Source organism: Paenibacillus sp. HW567, assembly GCF_000374185.1.
GTDB lineage: Bacteria > Bacillota > Bacilli > Paenibacillales > Paenibacillaceae > Paenibacillus_AQ.
Genome location: NZ_KB910518.1, coordinates 5,987,928 through 6,007,745 on the forward strand (window position 1 = coordinate 5,987,928; position 19,818 = coordinate 6,007,745).

Consider the following 19,818-nt stretch of genomic DNA (forward strand, 5'->3'; position numbering starts at 1 on the left):
GAGTAACATCAAGCGATATGAGAGACTTTTAGCATCTTCGAAAGTCGAGATCTCTTTTATAAAGATTGAAAGAAGACGCTTAATGAAAGACTAGCTTTCATCGATTTGCTTATTGAGCATATCAAAATAATTATCAATTTGATCCTTAATTTCCTCATATAATTGTTTTGCTTGTTGACACTTAGAAATTGTTACCATTGGTTCAGAACTATGCACTGTATAGTTTCTATATTTTCTGATTTCGTTAATTTTATTTATTAGGGACTTAGTTAAAATTTCTTTAGATTGAAGTATATTTAATGATTGGAGGATTGGAGGTTTGTACTCTTTATGATTTTTTTGTGTGAATTGTAAGGACTGTTTATTAATTAGATAGTCGGCAGTTGAAATAATCAAATCTTGCATATTATTATAATACTTCAAAAATTCAGAAAGATCTCCAGCATCTTCATCATTACCCTCGATTTCCGACTTTCGAGCATTACTTAATTTTAATATTTTGTTTGGGTCAGCTACCTTAATTACAAAATCAACTATATATAATATTTCAATCAAAATAAACAAGACTGTTTGATTCAATAAAAATATATGCATTCCCTCATACGTTTGTAGAAAAGAATTCAATGCTATATTTAACATACATAGAGCCACTGCAAATACACACACGACTCCCATTTTTATAATAGATCTATAATATCCTTTTTTCAAGGTTTCAACTACATCGTATAAAGAATCATCTGCTAGTACTTCTTTTTCTAATCGATCGTTAAAAAAAATGTATCCCGCTAAGGTAAGCCCGAATAATCCTGCAATAACTTGTGCCCCAGTTGAATATAAATACATTATTTGATTTTCATTTAATATAAAGTAAACTTTTCCATATACACTGAAGGAAATCCCTAAGCAACTTAATAGTATGAAGATAGCCTCGAACACTATTATCGTACTGATTTTTTGGTTCAACCTCAGAATCAGTGCTTGATTATTAGCACAACATCCGATGGCGGTTACATTCGATCAGAATACCCGCCTTATAGCGACTGCGATTCCTTGTAAAATAATGGCGGCGTTGAAAGGCTTTAATTCGATTGTGGCGGCCCTCTACGGTTGCGTTTGTCCATCGGCATAGATGGTAATTTACGATCTCCTCTTGCCAATTACGCATGGTCTTTAGCGCACTTTGGACGGCGGCGTGGTCGATCTGATCGCCTTGCTTACACCAACGCTCAAATCCCAGCATGGCAACGACATAGCTAGGCGAGCAATCATACCAAGTCGTGAACGCTTCTTTCCATTCCCACACGCTGCGCAGCAGCGGGGAGTAGCTCAGTATGGCGTCCAACTTCTTTTTGCTTTCCTCGTTCAGCGCTTCGGCAGGCGGATTCAGGAGGCGATGGTTCGCTTTCAGGTATGCTTTGGCACGCGGCGACAGTGTAGGCTGAACGGTTTTCCGAACTTCTTGCACGCTTTCAATTACATAACCGTGAACATGAAACCGATCTGCGATGCGAATCGCTTTCGGAAAACACTCGCCAATCCAAGTGTGGTAGGCCTGAGCCAGATCCATAACCACTGCCTTCGGGTGAAGCAGAAGGAACTCCGGATGTGCCTGGGCATACGCCCGCAGGGCTTCCAGCTTTCGGCCCGGCAGCAGGTCCAGCATCGTCTCGCCTTTAAGGTTGTGAATGCCGGTGTTATACGTATGACCTTTCTTGATCGCGAAGTCATCGACACCCAGAACCAATTCAGACGTTCCTTTGGCTTCTTCCCACACTTGTTCGTAGAGCGCATCGCTAACGTCAGGAACCGCCTCGTTATGCATACGTTGTACGGTACTTGCCGGCGCTTGCTGCATCCTGGCGCTATGCGCGGCCGTGGATCCAAGAGCCTGTTCGACCGTGTGGGAGCGAAGAAGCCTGCTGTAACGTTGTTTGGGACCAACGAAATCATATATCCATACGAACCCGGCTTCGCAGCTATTACAAAACATGCGAATAGTCGGCACGTGCAGATAGGTTTTCTTTTCAAAAACGGATAGATGTCGGACGGTTCGCATACCATTGCTTCCCTTCCGAATGACTTCTTGATCCGAAGCGCAGCATGGGCAGATTTGCTTGTCATCTAACGGCACGGCTTCTATGTGAACTTCATCCTCATGAACGGATAACAGTTGGTGAATCTTTAGCTCTGGTATGTCGAGCAGTTCGTTGATATACTGAGTTGGCATCTGTCTATTCCTTTTGTTGTGGGTGGGGACTTACAACAATACAGGATTAGCAGATGTTTTTCCAATTTTATCCGATATTCATTTCGTCAAGCACTGATTTCTGTTTTGAGCCGATTTTTTGTTTAAGTTTTTTCATTTCCTTCACCTTCTCAACTTTAAGATGCCTCATAGAACAGCTTAATCAATTCCATTTCTCGAATTCTATAAATATTCCACATTCTAGTGCATATTCCTGCTAATTGAGTAATCATTCCTAGCACGCCATTACAATCACACTGTATATTAAGGATAACCGATCTCGGTTTATTGAATGTAAATCAGGTTCTCCCGTATTCAATATCAAAATCATAAATAAGCCCGATACAATTCATCTTACGGTCTCGAATATGATTTATATAAATGTGCCCCCTCATTCTTTAATTTCTCAAGCATTGATCTCTGTTTTGTTAATCCAGTCGCCTTTACAAGGGTCATTATGTCCAGATTCAAATCAAGCATATTCTTCGCTACTTCCTTTTACCTGCCAATTTAGCACTTCCCAGCATGAAGGCCTCATCGTGCAAATACTTCTGTCTGGCTTCATACAAACGTCTGGCCTCTGAATCCTAACTTAGATATTGCTGGCGGCCAAAACCTTCATAGCCTTCAGTGAAACTCACTGTATCCATTAATAGCAAGCCACAGAAACCGCGTAGTGGCAAGCTTTTTAACCACCACGTATAGACCAAAACAACCGCTAAAACAAAAAAAGACACCCTTAAAGGTGTCTTCACTGATACTCCATATGGAGCCGAGGCGTGGACATGCAGAGCCACAATTCGGCGGGGGCTGCTACTGGAATTGTACGAGATAGCCGTTTAGTAAACGTTGGTTTCCAGTTGCATTTCTACAATGTGAATCACAGCTCCTGCTTGTTTCAAGAAGTTAAAACCGAGGATTCCGTCAATCTCCATGCCATAATCCATGTTCCCAATTTCAACTTGAAAATCCTTAAGTATTGCTTCTTCGACTATAATCGAGTCCAGGTATTTGGTGTACACATACTCCACGCCACCTACGCCCCGTATAATATCAACGATATCATTTCCTTCAGGTACCATGCCAATCTCCTGTACGACATCCGCGTTCAGAAGCGTGCTGGCAGAACCTGTATCAAGCAGCACCTTCTCAAGCCTTAACTCTCTCCCCCTAAACACAACTGTCATGCTTACAAAGGGAAGCCCATAGATTTCCGTTATGTTCATCTTGGCCCTCTGATCCCGATATATCGTTCTCGCGCTACAACCTCAGGACGGGAGGTGTGAAAAAAACAATACTCTCTGTGAGGGTCTTCCTGGTGCAGCTCACTGTAACGCTTCAATGCTTTGGTAGAATCCTCATAAGAATTAATCACGGACATCTCTTCAATAAAACGCTGGCCTTCCTTAGAATACGCCTTGGTCGCCTCAAGAACGACCCATTCATTCGGAAAACGCTCCTGAACTTCATCCCATCGCATCTTGAACACCTCCGGTTATATAATTACTATTATTATAGCATATCAGGTGGTATGTTCTAAACCAGAGTCAGACCTCCACCCGATCTTTGGAGCTCTTTTATAAAGCGGTATCCCTCCAGAAATCCGACTACAAAGGCTTCCTCCTCTTCAAGTCCCTGTTCTGCGCTTGTGGCCTCCTCCATGAGTCCATATAGTTCACGTTGAATCTCGTTCAAACTACTGTGTAGGCGTTCGATTGCATAAGATGATTCTTCGCTAGCTTTTCTGATATGAGGATTGTTAGAACGGATTCCCCAAATTTCAAGATGCCTTCTAGCAGCTACCTCGCTCAGTATTTCTCTCATTCCATCAAGATAGGCATTTTCGAGTGCTGCATATTCAGACAACGTTTCTCTTTTCTTCGGAAAATGCTTTCCCACCGTGTCCATCTTTACCATTGATATACGACAAGCTCCCATTCCCTACTCCCCCTTTCAAATCTATAATACTAGTATTTCCTATTTGCTAGATTTAAAACAACGAACTGTGACAGGTAGCTAATTATTATATATTACAAAGCTAACAATAAAAAAGAACAAATGTTCTTGTTTTATATGTTTATATACAGTAAAATACATTTGAAGGGAGGTGAACTATGGCGACTTATATAGTGAATACGAATACAAAAGAAATTCACAAAACCGCTAAAGTAGAGCCACGCTGCAGAATTGAAGAAATTAAACCATATCATAGAATTGATACTAATAATGCCCAACCTTACTTTGCTCAAGGCTATAATGGCTGTAAATGGTGCTATCCAGAAAAGAATACTGGGTAAGCTATGTAAATTAAATGAACCCGTATCTCTAAACCACATGGTTTGAGATTACGGGTTCATTTTATGAATGGCTAAATCTTTCTTCTATTAACCCGTGTAGAACCCCTTTCCCAAAAAGGGCCTTAAACCCTTGATGGGAAAGGGATTTTAGAAACTGAGGCGTGGACGTGCAGAGCCACAATTCAGAGAAGTGTGATGTTGAGGATGTTTGGGGAGGTGGCCTAAAATATTCAGGGTGCCTCGGCTTTTACACCGAGCATCAACCTTGCTTTAAGAGTCTCTTGAACAACCTGATTCCATAAGAATTGCGGGGCATCTAATCCTTTATATCTAAACCCTCTGCTTTGTCCTTTATTGTATTGATTAAACACAGAAGGCCGAGAAAATCCCATCGGCGATTGTTGCATAATTAAAGAAGGAAAAAAGCTAAACATACCGTTAATGGGCTGAGTGATAGATGCACCAATGTATAATTTGTATTTTAACATTAAAAAATCTAATGTAAGATCATAGTACCATAATGGCACCTGAGGTATTGTTTTGTTTCTAATCTGTCGTCTATCAATGCTTAAAACTTCTCTTATCACAAACACGGTATCTAAAACAAAATAGTTTCTACTATTGGAACCAAAAAAGATCGCATCCCCAGGCTCAAGATTTTGCAGAATAGTCGTTTGCCTGCCTTGACAAGTGTACTGCTGACAATTTGAATACAAAAAATAGTCACCAAAAACACATGGATCTGTATTTAAAAAATTTCGAAAAATTGGTTGTGTTGGCCTTATCGGTGTGTGAATATATTTTGGTAAACCAGACACAGAGGTAAACATTTTTCTAATTTTTGAGGGCGCTTCCCATTCTGCCCACAAACCTAGTACATCTACTTTAGGGGAGGCATTTAAGGATGATAGGTAAGAGCCTTTACTTTCTACAAATTTCCTGGAATGCTTTATAGTACTCCAATCTGTTGCATTATTTTTAATTTCAGAGAAATTGGGACGAAATTCTGCACCGGGATGATAAAAAATAATAGAAGTAGGCCTACCGTTCATCGCTTCCCCCATACCTAAGCTTAAAAAGTATCCAGTAGGAAATTAGCTTTGTATTTTCTCCAATAAACTTTTTAAATGGTTTACATGACTAATTGTGACTACATCTGTTGTATGCTCATTTTCTTTTATTAGGCTGGTTAGATCATTAATTGCTAAATCTTTGTGCTTCTTCAAAAAAAAGTAGTCCTCCGGTCTGAGTAGATTTATGTATGAGCAATTAATAATATTTTTCACTTCACTTTCAACATCAAAAGTGTAAAATGTTAGAGATTCTTTATCGGCTTTGCCCTTAGTCTGAAGAACTATCTTTATTTCCACTAGCTTGTTAATTTCTTTTTCTACTTCAGCCTCTTCTTTATTAATTCCTTGAGCAATTTGACTAATAGAATGATAGCCATCTCTGTCTTTTGTAAATTCATATATTGCGACTTGAACCTCGTTTAATCGATCCATTTATAGTCACACTCCTTAAGTAAATAAATTAATCATGCTGTATCTTTAGTTTTATTATTTCAATTAGAGAATACAATTCTGTTTCTTCATTTACAATGATATCTGCATTTGTTTTTAACAATTCTACATCATTCTCTGTGATGTGCTTCTCTACTAATGAGCCATTGATATCTCCTCTAGTATTTAATCTATTTTGTCTTTCATTCTCATCAGTATCTACAAAAATTAATACAAATTGAGCAGGAGAAACTACTTCTTTAAGTTTTTCACAAATATTAACATGCCTAATGCCTTCAACCACCAAAGGACCGTTTTCCCAATTGGCCAACTTAATCACCTGACGGCAAAAATCTTCAGGATTTTGTTCAACTAAGTCCTGACCGATTTCTTGTAACACGGTTCTGTCAGCTACTGTTAGCCCTCTTTGCGCAGCAATTAATCTTACATATTCTCCAAAACCAACTCTTGGACAGATAAAGGTCTCTGCAAGTTGCTGTGACAGAGTGGTTTTTCCACTGGCAATCTTCCCACTTATGCCGATAACAAAAGAATCCTCATGCATTTAGTTTATTCTCCTCATTGGTACATCAGCTATATTCTTTTCTAACATTGTAGAAGAGAATCTCCTCTGCAATTCTTCCCTCCACTTTTCCATTGCAGTATACTGTACTTTTATTGCTTCTTCATGGATGCTTTTAATTCTTGGAGATACAGTAGAGAAAATCTGAACTTCTAGCGGTATGGTTCGAAGTGGTAAGTTTTCATGAATTTTTTGTAGTTCATCCATGAAAAATGCTATATCCCTTCCTATGCCCTTTACGTTAGGAGATGTAAACGTTGTATAACAGTATAAATCCAAACCGATAGAAAACAGCCTCTCAAAGTGGTAAAATTGACTTTTAAATAAATCTCGAGAAGCGCTAGTATTAAATTCAAATGATTCTTCGTTAAATCCTTTGAAACAGCAGACACGTGAATAATTTTTGTATTTTGATATATAATCTCGATCAGCTTCAGTTAAATATCTAAAAAAGTAGTCATTACTTAAGTTATCATCCGACCATAAATAAACTTCGTCTGCTAGGTTCCTTATTTCAAGCTCTTTAATTAGCCAAAGAACCCATTCTGGAGCTAAATCTGGTTGCCCCCCTGTTAAATCTATAACCTTTGGTCTTTCCTCTAGATTCATATAGAAATCTATCATTTCCTCTGCGGAAAGCCATCCCGCATACTGAGGATTGGCCGATAATAAATTATATGGGACAAAACAATACCAGCATCTCCAATTGCACGAAGCTAGTTGAAAAACTTGTGCTTTAATTAAATCTGCCGAGTCTAAAGAAAGGGCCTTACTGACTGGATCGATTGGAAGAGGATTAGCGATCCATTTTTCATTTGTAATCCCCCTCTTAAAATGCCTTATTCTTCCGTAACCCTCACAATTAGGTGGTAGGGTAAAATCATTTTTCTGAGTAGAATTATTAAAATTTGTAATTAATACCCTTTGGTTAATCAAGTCTACTGACTTTAATCTTAATTCCTCAGAAATCACGGAGGTATTTATCAATTCACCCCTCCTCTTCTTATTACAGGTACTTTTTCTCCACCTTCAGTAATACTAGGAATTCTTTCACTTAAATACTTGTTTACCAGAGTACACATATATTCTAATTCACTTTCGGTCAATTCACGCCCCTTGGGTATATCATGCCATTCCTCTATGCACCTTCTACAACAAGTAGCAGTCGCATGTTGTGCGTAGTAAATAGGGTTCCCCTTAAAAGGTGTTTGTTGACCGTCTCTATATGGACTAGCTGATCCAACCGAACTTTTCAGTCGACTTTTCACGCTTTCAGTTAATTTTATACGCCCTTTCCTTTTTGCATAGTTTATTGCCTTTTGATCTATTGTTACGTGCCAAAAATGGTGCCGTATCATTTCTTTTTTCATAATATGGAACTTATAATCTACGTCATTAACTTCATTCATATGAGTTCTATCCCAGTCAACCAAATCTACGCCACAATTTCTACATGATCCTGTTTTACCCTCTTTAGCCATTTTCTTTGTAGACAAAAAGCAGTGCAAATCATTTTCACAGTCTGAATCAGTGCACTTAATATTCAACGGAGGGAGATCAAAATCATCCATTATACAATAACCTCGTTTTCTGACAAAGCCTGTAGTACAATCTCCGTTTCGGCTTCGTCTAATTTTTTAAAATCGATATTATTTAATAACACTTCTTTAGCAATTTTAAATGGCTCGTTTGAATCATTCAATTGTAAATTACTTGCTGCCCCCCACCAGTCTTGCCCTTGTAATGAGAGCCGAAATGCTAAATAATTTGCCAAACTACTTGCTGAAACTTTTTCATCTTTGGCGACCTTTACCACTGTCCCCTTTAATCTTTCTAGTGATCCTTTGGAAATCACAACACATTTCTGGGCTAGTTCATTAGCCCTGCCATTTAGCAACACATTACCAGCAAACTGATTAGCATGCTTCTCCTCATTATCTAAATCTCCATTTTCTTCAATTATTGTTCTCTCTGATGCCTCTGGTTCTTGTAAAGCGTGAAATAATTCATGAAGGAGATCAAAAGCCCATCTTGAGGAGCTAGATGATTTTTGTTTTAGAAGAATAATATTTCTTCCACTCATTCTCCAGAATGCACCATGAAAAGCACCTGTATCCTTTAGAGGTATAACTGCAATTCCTAGATCCCATACAAAGGATAGAACTGAGGTGAAGCTAACTTCTCCATATCTTTCTAAGATCTCAGAGTTTACGATTTTCCAATCGCTTGGAATATATTTCACAGGTTTATCCTCTATAGATTTACTTAATAATTCAGCAATGTAGTAGGCATAGTTTGTATAAACATTTGCCCAAGACTCCTTGGCGTTTTTTGGCATTTTAAATCTAGCCATACTCACAGGTAGTAAACTTGTTTCCATTTGGGTCCCCTCCAAAATATCCTTAGGATCCCACTGGAATATTTTCTGTAAGTATTCCAGCATTGCAACTATCCCCAAATGAGCAACATTAGAACCTTTAAGCAAAAACTTAGTAGGAATTATTCTTTCAAAAACAAACTTCGAATTCATTCCTAAAGCAAGAAGCTTTTTAATAGTACTGGTCACTGAAACATTCTCGTAAATTTTTACTTTTTCCTCAGGAAAATCAACTTTTAATTTTTCTGCTATATCTATTAGTAAATTTATGTCAGCATAAACATAATCATTATTTTCTAATTTGTATAACTCCTCATAAGGAAGACCAAGAAAGGCCGCAAAAGTTTCTTGGCTATATCCCTCTGATATCCTCGCTTTGGTAATTATTCTTGGAAGTTCTGTAAGAGAATTTATTCTAAAATAAAGGTGTGAGTCTTTTAATGACTCATACTCTCTCACCTCATCTTCAAGATCATTAAGTTGACTAATCATGGCATCTTTATAAAGCTGATATAACTTAGGGTGCATACCCTCCCTGTCCAGCTCTAACTTATCCAATGATTCAATGAAATTAGATACTTCCCTCTTGGTTACCTCATACTCTTTTTCATTTTTAATCATGGCAACCTCCTTAAATCAATTGCTATAATACCTTTAGCTTCCCCAGTTCGCTTGTCTCGTTGAAAGAAGTTTAAAAAAGTAAGCTTACTTCCGCCTTCCATTAATTCACCAGGAAAAAACTCCCCTTTGAATTTTGCCTTTTGAGCAGCTCTACCAGAATTGAAATCAAAAAAAACCGGATCAAGTATAGCCAAGTCAGTGTCTGCTTCTTCCCAGCAAGCATCAAAGTCACCTGGAATTTCTTTTGTAGACGCAAAGCTACCGTCGATATAAACTGTCTTGCAACCTGCAATCTTTAACAAATTCAATGCACTTTGAAGTCCAGATATTAGCTCCACCCTTTTCTGTGAAAAGCCGAATTGGTGCACGAAATCTGACCATTCCATCCAGTGTAAGCCAGGTTCTAAGTTTCCTGTTAAATTGAAGACAGGGCCTTTAGAAACATTCATATAAAACCACCCGTTCTTTCAAAATTAGAAATCCTTAAAACGATTGTAACAAACACTCGTTCGTAATTCATTCTTACTATATAATAATGCAGGAATTATGCAAAAGCTGTCGAATTATAAGATATACTAATGCTTTGTGGAGGTAAAATATTATGAACACTTCGGTAAATCTACTAGCTATGGATAATTTTTTACATTCCTGCTCTGGTAAAATTCATTATCTCAAAACCTGGCCACAATATTTTGATTCGATAATTCATAAAGACCCTCTTTATCGAAAAACTGTGGAAATCAGGAAAAATGATCGGAATTTCACAATTGGTGATATCCTTGTTTTAAAAGAGTATAATGTGGATACAGGATATTCAGGAAGAGAGGCCTTGAGAATTGTAACTCATGTTATATGTGAGTCCCCTTGGGTGCCTACAGGTTATATAGCCATGTCAATTACTGAGTATTAAAACTCAAAAGAAACTGTTTAAAAAAAAGAAATTCAGGCATCCATCCTGAATTTCTTTTTATTACCAGTGATTAATTCTATAAGTCTATAGACCCTTGAATATAGTTGATATACAATAGTTAACATAGTTATTGCGAACGCACGTTCCTTACAATGGAGGTATACGATGACGAATAATATTAATAACGATTCAGTTATAATGGAATCACTTTTCAATAATGTAAATAAAACCAGACTTGAGATAAGTGCTACAACTGATAGAGAAGAGAAATTAGTCTTAGGTCAGTTTTTCACTGAACCTCGTATAGCATCATTTATGAGCAAGATGTTTGGAAATGAGGAAGAGCACGTCAAGCTCTTAGATCCTGGTGCAGGCATCGGAATTTTAGCGACTGCATCAGTGATTCATTTTTGCAATTTAAAGAATAGACCAAAGAGTATCGAGTTAATTGCTGTAGAAATTGATTCTAAATTAATTAGTTATCTTGAGCAATCCTTAGAAAACTGTAAGTCTCTATGTGAAGATAACGAAATTCTTTTTAATTATGAAATTATAACAAATGACTTCGTTGATTATGCTGCAAATTTAATAAAATCTAAAAGTAACTATCAATTTACCAAAGTAATACTTAACCCACCCTACAAAAAAATATATAGTAAATCATTAACTCGTAGGTTATTAAATGAAGTTGGAATAGAGACCACTAACTATTACACAGCATTTGTAGCCCTATCAAAAAGACTTTTACAAAAGAACGGTGAACTGATTGCTATTACACCAAGAAGTTTTTGTAACGGAACTTATTTCAAATCGTTTAGAATAGATTTTTTATCTGACATGCGTTTTAGAAAAATCCATATTTTTGATTCAAGAGATGCCTCCTTTAAAGACGATGAAGTATTACAAGAGAACATAATATACCATGCTGTAAAAACCACTGACAGACAACCAGTTGAAATCTCTTCTTCTTTCAATATAGAAGGTAAAACTACATCTCACATGCTTGATTATGATCGTCTCATTGAACCGCTAGATACGGAAAAATTTATTAGAATCTTACGAGATGAGTCAGATCTAAAAATCAAACTCTCAATGGAGGGCGCTAAATGCACTTTAGATGAGCTCGGCATCAAAGTTTCAACTGGGAAGGTTGTTGATTTTAGAACGAAGGCTAATCTTAGAGATCAACCTGAGAAGGGTACTGTACCTTTAATTTATCCGTTCCACTTCAACTCAGGATACGTTAATTGGCCAGTAAATCCTGCTCCCAAACCTAATGCAATTTTGCAGAATGAATTTACTCAAAAAATGCTTGTGCCTAAAGGCAATTATGTATTAGTAAAGAGATTCTCGTCTAAAGAAGAGCCTAAACGAATTGTCCCATCTATCTATAAAGAGAATTTCTTGGATGCAGAGTATATAGGATTTGAAAATCATGTTAATTATTTTCATATTAATGGACAAGGTTTATCACTAGTTTTTGCTAAAGGCTTAGCCGTGTATTTAAGTTCTACAGTTGTTGATGGTTTCTTTCGGCAGTTCAACGGTCATACACAGGTAAACGTTGGGGATTTAAAAAATATACCTTACCCAACTTACGACCAGGTTATACAACTCGGTTCAATGATTGGAGAAAGCTTCCCTTCTCAAGAAGAAGTGGATCAACTGATTGAAGATATACTCCATATTTTTCTTTAATATTGTCAACCCCCCCTTTATATTAGTCCATCTTGTTACTTAAACAAGATGGACTTTTTTATTTAAATCATTTCTGATAACTTTAGTTGCTTTCCAATTGGATCAATTAAATGGATGAGCCGCTCTGGCTCATCAGCAAACCACGCAAATGATCCCCATGCTAAACTGCTTTGAACTTTACGATATGCAGAATCGGAACGCGAAGCAAAAACGGTAACAAAGATACAATACTCCTCACGAATTCCACTGTTTTTTGCAAGTAAAGTCAGCTCTTCTTTCCGCTCGCCTGTAATAGGGCCATCAGTATGAACAATTTCAATAAATACGAAAAGAAACTGATCTTCATCTTCCTTTGTTGCTGTTTCAACAATAATTAGATCTGGTAGTAATTTTTTTGGATTTACTGTCAATTTCAATCTGTCCAAGAGCTTTCCAAATTGCCAATGAATTTTTTCTGCTGATTCGCTTATCAACAGTACCTCTGGCTTATTAAAAAAATTTTTCGCAAAGCTTTCAACTGCTAATTTTGTAAGGACAGAGCTCTTTCCTGGTGCCAGAAATGTCTTACTATTACCATGGATAACCTCAATGACACTACGTTTCTCTAGCTCACGAAGTTCTTGAATAATTATTGCACCCTTATGCAAGTTCTTTTTTTGCCAGTTTAGAAATGACTCTGTAAGCTGTGCTAGATCAAGCTCTGGATTCAGTAGTTCAACGAATTCTTTTGATAAGTAGTATCTTGGCTTAGAAGAGGTTGTAGGGATTCCCTCTTGTTCCTTCACAGCGCCAAGTCTTTTTAAAGTAGAAATGGTATCATCGCGAATTGATTCTCGAGTGTTTTCACTGTACCACCTCTTCTCTAAAAAAGGCTTTTTGGGGCTTTGCATCTGTTTAAGCCATCTCCTTCTCTCTTCTGGTGATAATATTTCTGCTTGCTCATCAGTCATAATTGTTACTGTTGAGGGACGGATTCTCCCTTCTTCTCCTTCGATAGCAAAGCTATAAAGCATTACAAAAATTGTTCGAGACGCAACAATATTACGTGCATAATTTGCTTCCTCTACATTTTCAGGAATAAGTACTTGAAGCCGCTCTTTAATAGCTTCGACATCAGGTAAAATATATTCATACCATTTCATAAGAATCCTCCTCATACGGTTATTTACAAATTGATTAATATAAAGTATTATAAAGCAATTCACATCTGCAAGTCAAAAAAATAACCTACAGACAAATAAATTAAGCACCAGATGTTTTTTTGTTAAAAGAATAATTTATTTTCAAATCACTTTTAAGGAGATGCTCAACTCTTATGTCCACAAAATTCCCTAAGGATATCACAGATTCTATGAGAACCTGTATACTTGCAATATTTTGGCCTAAAACTCAGATTATTGATTTCTTTAAGAATAATAGTTGTACTAATCGGGATTTAGCCTCTGTTAAGAATTACGAATCAGAAAAATTACCACGAGCCCATATTATAGATAGAGTCTTTGAAGCTTTGCATTCTCGTGATGATGGCGGGATTGGACAGTTTAGAGCAATGCTATTTTCCTTAATACAATGGAGTAATTTTGACCCGTACTATTTCGAAACTTTAAAAAAACTAGATAAATTAGAGGCACAGCGACAAATCAATCATCTAAAACAATTACAAGAAATTCGAGATGCCAAAATCCATGAAGAAAGAAGAAGATATGAAGCGGCCAGAACTTCCAATCAGACTGGTCCAACTTTAGCTCAACTAAATACTCAATTCATAAATCTATATAAGGATAAAATCTTTAATTCTCAACAAAGGGGTTATCAATTTGAAAAATTACTTAACGATTTAAGTCGTTTAGAAAAAATCAACTCATCAGACTCTTTTAAGATAATGGGAGAGCAAATTGATGGGGCATTAAAATATGATGGAGAGCATTATCTTATTGAGGCAAAATGGCAAGACACATTAAGTGCTAATGATGCGCTTTATCAATTTGCATATAAAGTTGAAGGTAAAATGTATGGACGTGGTTTTTTTATTTCTGTTAATGGTTTCTCAAAAGATGCAGTTACCATGCTAATTCAAGGTAAATCCATAAAAACTATTCTTATTGATGGGGGAGATTTAAGCGCCGTATTTGAAGGTAGACTCTTATTTACAGAAATGCTTGATGTTAAAATTCGCGCAGCTCAAACGAAGGGTTTAATTTACATAGACCCTTTAACGCAAATGAGTAAAATCTAATAAAATATCTCATTAAAACGCAAGGCAAACAGAATCAAAAATTTTATCAATATATAGTAATCTATTCATTCAAAAAAACAATATCTAGATCCATAGTCTATGGTATAGTAAATATATACAAAATAAGGAGGCCTTATTATGTTCAATATCCCCACTACAGGTAGCGATTTAGAAATATTCATTGCTTGTATACCACTTATAGTTACCTTTTTCCCTTTAAGTGTAGTTATACTTTTAAAAAGTATAATAGATATCTTATCAGACATCTTACAATCAATATTAAAAAAAAGGGATCCCATACTCTATGAAAAAATCAAAGACTGTTTAAATTCAGTTCTAAATTTCAAGAAAACATTATTACTGATTAGTTTAATATGGGCAATCTCCGGCTTGTTATATTTCAATCATGAAATGTTATTTAAGCTAAATATTCCTAATTTAAGTTCATATTACGGATTAGTTATTTCACTTTTTGTAGCTTTTGTAGCTCCTACCTATCACAGAAAAATCATTGAAAAAAGGGAAATATCAAAACAGAGCCTAATTTTACATAATGATATAAAAAGTTCCTTGAAGATTCTTTCAGAAGCTAAAAAAAATATTTTTAGTAATAAGACTTTTCCTAAAGAATTACCTAAGTTAAACACAAATGATAAATGGAGAGAAAATTACGGATATATTTCGAGCCTATTAACTGATAAACACTACGATTTAATATCGCATTTATATCAAATATTTTCTCAATACAATCACGCGGTAGTGAATGGAGACTCAAAAACCATTCTGAAATATATGAATGAACTCTTCCCTTCCTACTCATTACCTAGTTTAAACAGCAGCGAAATAACATTAAGAAAACTCTTGGAAGACCTAAAGAGACTTATGGAAAAGAAGAATATTAATAATAATGCTTTTAAAATACTTTATCAAGAACTAGTATATAGATCTCAAAAAAAGAAAATATCCATAGATATCGAGGAAGTTACGACGAAATACTTTACAGAGAATATAAATTGTACTGTAGATGATTTTAGCCAATATATTTCCAAAACTTTCAGAGTGCAAGTTAGAAAAGGAGTCTATATGTATTATCGTTATTTAGGAGAAATTACAAATGACGTACTGTCAACCTCAGATAAAATCCCTGGAAAATTCAAAGAATTTCGTTTCATACTAAAAGAGCATGACCTAACATAAATCCTAGCTTGAATGATCTCAAACACCCAAACTGTACAGACTCTATTCCACAAAAATAATTATTACTTTTTCTTTCCCTTCATCTCACCATTCCAGTTCCTAGGTCTGTAGGGAGAGGAATCAATGTTGTATGTTTTATGAATGAGCAACCCTTCAGGGGTTGCTCATTTTTGTTAATTTTCAGCTCACGTATTGTCTACTTAAATATCTTGCTCACTAATTTTTTCAAGCCTTTAACTGGATTTTTAAACGTTATTGCATTTTCAACAGGCCTTTCTCCAGTAGATACATATAGTTTCCGCCAATACATTTTTTTTAAAAACCTCCTCAAAAACAAAATTAGCGTGTAGCGAAAATTTATTAAGGCTGTCTGGGCTAATAAGTCGTAAATCTAAAAAGATTAATACATGTCTGTTTTTGTAGAGTCTCAATCTATAAATAAATATCATATCTTTGAAACCAAAATGTTTGGAGGAGAAGAGTATGAACGAAGATGTCTGCATCAACGAATCACTAAGACAAAAGATTTTAGAGCTTCTAAACAAGACTTTCGATTACGACGGGGCCACTCATTTGCTGGCCGTTGCTATACGAAAGGTGGCAGATGGAGCCTTTACTGAGGAAACAATCCTAAGATTGAGAGTGGCAATGACCTACCGAGAGGGGAAATCTATCAATCCGTACTGGGATGGAACCGAAATCGACATTATTCTAAAGGGGGAACATCCGTACCTTCTTAATGAGCAAACTCTAGCTGACGAACCGCCCATGATTGAGGGAAGTCCGAATGAGTTAGCTTTAGAATGGGTTTCAGCTTTAGCCACTCCTTTGTGGATTTCGAATGAAGTCAAGGAGGCTGCACTTGAAGAATTGGAGTTACTCAAAGCTATGGAAGTTACGCAGCTAAAGAGTACAGAGGATCCTTTTGAACAATGAGGGATGATGATTATCTGAACCGCAGCATATTTGAAAGGAGCAAGATATGAACACGCTAAACGAAAAAGAAAAACGGTCCTTACTGACCCTCATTCAAGATCGTATTGACGAACACTTATTACGTTTCCCCTACGCTAGGTATCCTGTAGAGCCGATTTTGGACTGGTACCCAATTTTCTCTGATCCGGACACTGTGCCGCTTCCCCTTCTCAAAAAAGCGCTAGGATGGCATTTCGGATGCTGGCAGCGCCAGAGTTTACCTTCTTCCGTGTCGCGTACAATCTCTGCAATTCTTAAAACCTGGGAGGAGTTCATACCACTAGCTTCGGCAGAGCCACAGGAGATATTTCGCTTCTGGCAGGTTCATCTTCCAGATTGGAACACTGGCTTTTCTGCAGCAGCATTTTTATTTCACCTTCAACGTCCGGAAGATTTTGAACTTGTAGATCGCCACCGAATGGAAGCAATGCGGGAATTACTACATGAAATCGGTCATTCCGAACAAACGGTAAGTACGGGGCTGGAATATACCAATCTAGAGGATTACAAAGTCTTTTTTCGATCAATCCTGCCCAAACTTCCTTATAAAGGATATTCTAGAATAAAGCTTGATCGTTTCTTGAAGGCCTACGGGAACAGGCACGCCTACAAGTTGGTGTCACCGGACTTCAGGACCATTGAACCCACCATTCGCACTTTTACATGGGATGGACTTACTTCTGAGCGATTCAGGATGGAACATATAATCGGGCGCGCCAACTGCGACGTACTATTTGCCTGCTTCCTTCTTTCGTTGGAGGCACAGAGCAATTCCTCAACAGAGTTCACTGTGGGAGAGATTGTCGGCCTGCTGCCTGTGGGAACCGCCGGGATCTGCAACGAGGCTAGCTTTAACTACGCGCTCATAAGCCTCTTTAGCCAGCAGCGGCAAAGAGACTTTTGGGTGTTTGATAAGCCTGAGATTAGCCGCGCCTTTACGGAACAGGCCAACCAATCCACAAGAGATATGCGCTTTTACCAACTTCATGCGGGAGAGAAGTTACAGGTTAATTCTAAGTATCTTATCTCTGAAAATTAGAAAACCACATTTGCAAATACACCCAATGAGGCCAGCTAATTTAACTAACTGTATTTTTCTAAATCAATTGTTTTCATTATATCTTGAGCTATCTTTCGCACAAGCTTGATTTCTTCCAGACTTCTTTCTTCTAAAAATGCCGCCAGCAAACGAATTGAATCTCTCTTCTCCTCAAGCCCTTCATCCAATTCCAGTTCACCAAAGCGAAAAGCATCAATCGGCTCTACTTCAAGAGCAGTTACAATTTTTTGAAGCGTTTCAAGTGCAATATTCCGCTCCCCACGCTCAATCCCCGCTAAATATGTATCAATCATATCCGCCCGTTCTGCAAGTGCCGCTTGAGTTAGCCCTTTCTCGCTTCGCATTTGACGAAGACGCTTACCAACTAGAACCTTCAACTCTGTCATCCGATCACCAATCCTTCTATGTATCATGCTAGAGAAGGATTGAATAAACCTAAAGTATATTATATATTCATTTATCATTGTATATATACTTATATATTCAGTATAATGAGCCATAGACTACAAGTTTTAAGTTCACAAATGGCTGTATCTATCAGCAGGAAGAAGGAGCGCGGATTGGCACTTGATGAACAGGAGATAACCAAAGCGTTAGACTAAGTTTGTGAAAGAGCAGTAACAGGGGGCATTCCGGGAACAAGAGGTGCCCACGATCTGGCGAATAATTTTATGTAGAAGAAAGGGGATTTGAACGATCAAATTAGCATTCTGATCCGCAGGCAGAACGCCAAAAGCAACAAACGGCTTCTTGACCGAACTAAGTGGCATTATCACCCTGCCAGCAGCAATCCCAGCAAACCTATCTCCTGTTCTCTACATTCAATTCAGGATGATCGATACCATTGCAATCATGTCAGGGCAAGACGTAAAGGAGGATAAGGTTCGCACGATGGCTTAACTTTGCCTCTGCGGGAACGGAATCACATACATTTTGTTCTAAAATGATACCTCTGATAAGCGGTTGACCGGTGCGATCTTCGAAGGCGTCTCCCTCAAATCGTCGGCAACACTGCCTGCAAGCTGTTTGCGGATTAACTCAGCGGCAGACCAAACTTTCAAAACAACACTTCGACAGATAAGGAGATTCATATGAAACGTATAATATTTGCTATGATTTTCAGTTCCATGCTTTTTGTTGCCGGTTGCGGGTCTAACCAAATGGTAGGAACAAATCACTCTTCCAGCACAAACAACCCGGAACCCACTCCGGCAGGAAGCGCAATCACTATTACCAGCGATCAAGAAACCGTCAATCAGCCTCCGACGGGACATCTCTGGAAAACAGAATACAAGGGCTTGCTAATTCAAATCAACAGTGCCGAAATGACCAAGGATGTGTTTGACCACGAGTTTCTGGTTTTTGACCTCATGGTGCAAAATGGCACTGAACACGATCTTGACGTCTCCGGTAGGGACTTTACCTTGCTCACTATTAACAAGGAGCTTCTGCAGTACGATCCTACGGCTGAAACAGTAGACACTGCCGATAACCAGACAACAACTGTCCTGTCAGGCGGACAGCGATCACTCCGAGTCGGCTTTGTTACCCACCCCCAGGATGTAAGCGAACTGATCTTTAATGTTGGTCCCAACGCTGTGTACCGCATCACCTCATTTGACGGTGGGCTGTCTTCCACTGAAGATTCATCCGCCGCGCTTGAAGTATCTCCAAACGCCGAAAACTCCCCCGCCATTGAGGGCGGAAACGCTAATTCTGACGATTTTATTTTTGAGGACAACTACACTGGATACCTGAGCTCCCTGATCGAAGCGATCAACAATGGCGACTTTTCGCTGGTAGAAATTCACCTACTGTACGACAGTGATCTCTACGCCCAGCAGCAAAAGCTGGTCCACACACTCAGTACCAACGGCACCCGCGAGGAGTTAATCGGCTACGAGATACAATTAACTTCTTACAACGAGGAGAGCGGCGAACTCACGATGAAAGTACGGGAGCAGATAATGGTTGTTTCTGCAGATGGTAAAGAGAAAATGACCGATAATGTTTGGACTTACACTGCCCTCCAGGTCGGTCAGGGAGTCTTTCAGTTCAGTTCGATAGCCAAGGCTGAATAGTAGTTCACGTTTCACTCAGCTTTTGGTTCAACCATA

General features: G+C 37.9%; 22 protein-coding genes. 8 read left to right on the plus strand and 14 right to left on the minus strand.

Going from position 1 to position 19,818, the window contains the following annotated elements; all coding sequences use genetic code 11:
* Positions 1–90: 90 nt before the first annotated feature.
* The 5 genes from B212_RS0126555 to B212_RS0126575 all read right to left on the minus strand — a co-directional run bounded on the left by B212_RS0126555 (position 91) and on the right by B212_RS0126575 (position 4,162).
* Positions 91–843 carry a hypothetical protein gene (locus B212_RS0126555; protein ID WP_198015895.1) on the minus strand — a complete coding sequence of 251 codons (753 nt, stop codon included), beginning with the start codon at positions 841–843 and terminating at the stop codon, positions 91–93.
* Positions 844–985: 142 nt separating this feature from the next.
* Positions 986–2,227 carry an ISL3 family transposase gene (locus B212_RS0126560; RefSeq protein ID WP_019909810.1) on the minus strand — a complete coding sequence of 414 codons (1,242 nt, stop codon included), beginning with the start codon at positions 2,225–2,227 and terminating at the stop codon, positions 986–988.
* Positions 2,228–3,084: 857 nt separating this feature from the next.
* The gene (locus tag B212_RS0126565; protein ID WP_019914310.1) at positions 3,085–3,471 is read right to left on the minus strand and encodes a retropepsin-like aspartic protease; all 387 of its coding nucleotides are present in this window, start codon (positions 3,469–3,471) and stop codon (positions 3,085–3,087) included.
* The gene (locus tag B212_RS0126570) at positions 3,468–3,725 is read right to left on the minus strand and encodes a hypothetical protein (protein ID WP_019914311.1); all 258 of its coding nucleotides are present in this window, start codon (positions 3,723–3,725) and stop codon (positions 3,468–3,470) included. Before B212_RS0126570 ends, B212_RS0126565 begins: the two co-directional genes overlap by 4 nt.
* A gap of 56 nt (positions 3,726–3,781) precedes the next feature.
* On the minus strand, positions 3,782–4,162 hold the full coding sequence (locus B212_RS0126575) for a DUF6809 family protein (protein ID WP_156830228.1): 381 nt from the start codon (positions 4,160–4,162) through the stop codon (positions 3,782–3,784).
* A gap of 197 nt (positions 4,163–4,359) precedes the next feature.
* On the opposite strand from B212_RS0126575, the gene B212_RS0126580 reads away from it, so the two are divergent.
* A complete protein-coding gene (locus B212_RS0126580; RefSeq protein ID WP_019914314.1) occupies positions 4,360–4,542 on the plus strand; it encodes a hypothetical protein in 183 nt (60 codons plus the stop codon).
* 230 nt (positions 4,543–4,772) lie between these two features.
* Here the strand turns inward: B212_RS0126580 and B212_RS0126585 are convergent, their stop codons facing one another.
* The 7 genes from B212_RS0126585 to B212_RS0126615 are packed head-to-tail and all read right to left on the minus strand — an operon-like array spanning position 4,773 to position 10,074.
* The gene (locus B212_RS0126585; protein ID WP_019914315.1) at positions 4,773–5,594 is read right to left on the minus strand and encodes a hypothetical protein; all 822 of its coding nucleotides are present in this window, start codon (positions 5,592–5,594) and stop codon (positions 4,773–4,775) included.
* Positions 5,595–5,636: 42 nt separating this feature from the next.
* Positions 5,637–6,047, minus strand: a complete 411-nt coding sequence (locus tag B212_RS0126590) for a hypothetical protein (RefSeq protein ID WP_019914316.1) — start codon at positions 6,045–6,047, stop codon at positions 5,637–5,639.
* Positions 6,048–6,075: 28 nt separating this feature from the next.
* On the minus strand, positions 6,076–6,609 hold the full coding sequence (locus B212_RS0126595) for an AAA family ATPase (protein WP_019914317.1): 534 nt from the start codon (positions 6,607–6,609) through the stop codon (positions 6,076–6,078).
* Positions 6,610–7,614, minus strand: a complete 1,005-nt coding sequence (locus tag B212_RS0126600) for a radical SAM protein (protein ID WP_019914318.1) — start codon at positions 7,612–7,614, stop codon at positions 6,610–6,612.
* Positions 7,611–8,198 (minus strand): DUF4186 family protein, encoded by a 588-nt coding sequence (locus B212_RS0126605; RefSeq protein ID WP_019914319.1) that lies wholly within the window; start codon positions 8,196–8,198, stop codon positions 7,611–7,613. The genes B212_RS0126600 and B212_RS0126605 overlap by 4 nt, the downstream gene beginning before the upstream one ends.
* The gene (locus tag B212_RS0126610) at positions 8,198–9,625 is read right to left on the minus strand and encodes an XRE family transcriptional regulator (protein ID WP_019914320.1); all 1,428 of its coding nucleotides are present in this window, start codon (positions 9,623–9,625) and stop codon (positions 8,198–8,200) included. The genes B212_RS0126605 and B212_RS0126610 overlap by 1 nt, the downstream gene beginning before the upstream one ends.
* Positions 9,622–10,074, minus strand: a complete 453-nt coding sequence (locus B212_RS0126615; RefSeq protein ID WP_019914321.1) for a DUF6932 family protein — start codon at positions 10,072–10,074, stop codon at positions 9,622–9,624. The genes B212_RS0126610 and B212_RS0126615 overlap by 4 nt, the downstream gene beginning before the upstream one ends.
* 152 nt (positions 10,075–10,226) lie before the next feature.
* Between B212_RS0126615 and B212_RS32550 the strand changes: the two genes are divergently transcribed.
* Positions 10,227–10,535, plus strand: a complete 309-nt coding sequence (locus B212_RS32550; RefSeq protein ID WP_019914323.1) for a DUF3850 domain-containing protein — start codon at positions 10,227–10,229, stop codon at positions 10,533–10,535.
* Between the two features lie 165 nt (positions 10,536–10,700).
* Positions 10,701–12,233 (plus strand): Eco57I restriction-modification methylase domain-containing protein, encoded by a 1,533-nt coding sequence (locus B212_RS0126625; protein ID WP_019914324.1) that lies wholly within the window; start codon positions 10,701–10,703, stop codon positions 12,231–12,233.
* A 62-nt stretch (positions 12,234–12,295) separates the two neighbouring features.
* Here the strand turns inward: B212_RS0126625 and B212_RS0126630 are convergent, their stop codons facing one another.
* On the minus strand, positions 12,296–13,375 hold the full coding sequence (locus B212_RS0126630; RefSeq protein ID WP_019914325.1) for a BsuBI/PstI family type II restriction endonuclease: 1,080 nt from the start codon (positions 13,373–13,375) through the stop codon (positions 12,296–12,298).
* Positions 13,376–13,548: 173 nt separating this feature from the next.
* Between B212_RS0126630 and B212_RS0126635 the strand changes: the two genes are divergently transcribed.
* From B212_RS0126635 to B212_RS0126655, 4 genes are all read left to right on the plus strand, one after another.
* Positions 13,549–14,469: a restriction endonuclease gene (locus tag B212_RS0126635; RefSeq protein ID WP_019914327.1), complete on the plus strand. Its 921-nt coding sequence runs from the start codon at positions 13,549–13,551 to the stop codon at positions 14,467–14,469.
* 138 nt (positions 14,470–14,607) lie between these two features.
* Entirely contained in the window at positions 14,608–15,666 is a 1,059-nt protein-coding gene (locus B212_RS0126640; RefSeq protein WP_019914328.1) for a hypothetical protein, read from the plus strand.
* Between the two features lie 483 nt (positions 15,667–16,149).
* Positions 16,150–16,602 (plus strand): hypothetical protein, encoded by a 453-nt coding sequence (locus B212_RS0126650; protein WP_019914330.1) that lies wholly within the window; start codon positions 16,150–16,152, stop codon positions 16,600–16,602.
* A 46-nt stretch (positions 16,603–16,648) separates the two neighbouring features.
* Entirely contained in the window at positions 16,649–17,680 is a 1,032-nt protein-coding gene (locus tag B212_RS0126655) for a hypothetical protein (protein WP_019914331.1), read from the plus strand.
* Positions 17,681–17,724: 44 nt separating this feature from the next.
* On the opposite strand, the gene B212_RS0126660 is transcribed toward B212_RS0126655, so the two are convergent.
* A complete protein-coding gene (locus B212_RS0126660) occupies positions 17,725–18,087 on the minus strand; it encodes a helix-turn-helix domain-containing protein (protein ID WP_019914332.1) in 363 nt (120 codons plus the stop codon).
* Positions 18,088–18,792: 705 nt separating this feature from the next.
* Here B212_RS0126660 and B212_RS0126665 point away from each other — a divergent pair.
* On the plus strand, positions 18,793–19,782 hold the full coding sequence (locus tag B212_RS0126665) for a TcaA NTF2-like domain-containing protein (protein WP_019914333.1): 990 nt from the start codon (positions 18,793–18,795) through the stop codon (positions 19,780–19,782).
* Positions 19,783–19,818: the final 36 nt, after the last annotated feature.

What these genes read in the sequence shown, in the direction of transcription:
- B212_RS0126555 (WP_198015895.1), bottom strand. Translation starts at nt 843, where the DNA reads ATGTATTTATATTCAACTGGGGCACAAGTTATTGCAGGATTATTCGGG.
- B212_RS0126560 (WP_019909810.1), bottom strand. Translation starts at nt 2,227, where the DNA reads ATGCCAACTCAGTATATCAACGAACTGCTCGACATACCAGAGCTAAAG.
- B212_RS0126565 (WP_019914310.1), bottom strand. Translation starts at nt 3,471, where the DNA reads ATGAACATAACGGAAATCTATGGGCTTCCCTTTGTAAGCATGACAGTT.
- B212_RS0126570 (WP_019914311.1), bottom strand. Translation starts at nt 3,725, where the DNA reads ATGCGATGGGATGAAGTTCAGGAGCGTTTTCCGAATGAATGGGTCGTT.
- B212_RS0126575 (WP_156830228.1), bottom strand. Translation starts at nt 4,162, where the DNA reads ATGGTAAAGATGGACACGGTGGGAAAGCATTTTCCGAAGAAAAGAGAA.
- B212_RS0126580 (WP_019914314.1), top strand. Translation starts at nt 4,360, where the DNA reads ATGGCGACTTATATAGTGAATACGAATACAAAAGAAATTCACAAAACC.
- B212_RS0126585 (WP_019914315.1), bottom strand. Translation starts at nt 5,594, where the DNA reads ATGAACGGTAGGCCTACTTCTATTATTTTTTATCATCCCGGTGCAGAA.
- B212_RS0126590 (WP_019914316.1), bottom strand. Translation starts at nt 6,047, where the DNA reads ATGGATCGATTAAACGAGGTTCAAGTCGCAATATATGAATTTACAAAA.
- B212_RS0126595 (WP_019914317.1), bottom strand. Translation starts at nt 6,609, where the DNA reads ATGCATGAGGATTCTTTTGTTATCGGCATAAGTGGGAAGATTGCCAGT.
- B212_RS0126605 (WP_019914319.1), bottom strand. Translation starts at nt 8,198, where the DNA reads ATGGATGATTTTGATCTCCCTCCGTTGAATATTAAGTGCACTGATTCA.
- B212_RS0126610 (WP_019914320.1), bottom strand. Translation starts at nt 9,625, where the DNA reads ATGATTAAAAATGAAAAAGAGTATGAGGTAACCAAGAGGGAAGTATCT.
- B212_RS0126615 (WP_019914321.1), bottom strand. Translation starts at nt 10,074, where the DNA reads ATGAATGTTTCTAAAGGCCCTGTCTTCAATTTAACAGGAAACTTAGAA.
- B212_RS32550 (WP_019914323.1), top strand. Translation starts at nt 10,227, where the DNA reads ATGAACACTTCGGTAAATCTACTAGCTATGGATAATTTTTTACATTCC.
- B212_RS0126625 (WP_019914324.1), top strand. Translation starts at nt 10,701, where the DNA reads ATGACGAATAATATTAATAACGATTCAGTTATAATGGAATCACTTTTC.
- B212_RS0126630 (WP_019914325.1), bottom strand. Translation starts at nt 13,375, where the DNA reads ATGAAATGGTATGAATATATTTTACCTGATGTCGAAGCTATTAAAGAG.
- B212_RS0126635 (WP_019914327.1), top strand. Translation starts at nt 13,549, where the DNA reads ATGTCCACAAAATTCCCTAAGGATATCACAGATTCTATGAGAACCTGT.
- B212_RS0126640 (WP_019914328.1), top strand. Translation starts at nt 14,608, where the DNA reads ATGTTCAATATCCCCACTACAGGTAGCGATTTAGAAATATTCATTGCT.
- B212_RS0126650 (WP_019914330.1), top strand. Translation starts at nt 16,150, where the DNA reads ATGAACGAAGATGTCTGCATCAACGAATCACTAAGACAAAAGATTTTA.
- B212_RS0126655 (WP_019914331.1), top strand. Translation starts at nt 16,649, where the DNA reads ATGAACACGCTAAACGAAAAAGAAAAACGGTCCTTACTGACCCTCATT.
- B212_RS0126660 (WP_019914332.1), bottom strand. Translation starts at nt 18,087, where the DNA reads ATGACAGAGTTGAAGGTTCTAGTTGGTAAGCGTCTTCGTCAAATGCGA.
- B212_RS0126665 (WP_019914333.1), top strand. Translation starts at nt 18,793, where the DNA reads ATGAAACGTATAATATTTGCTATGATTTTCAGTTCCATGCTTTTTGTT.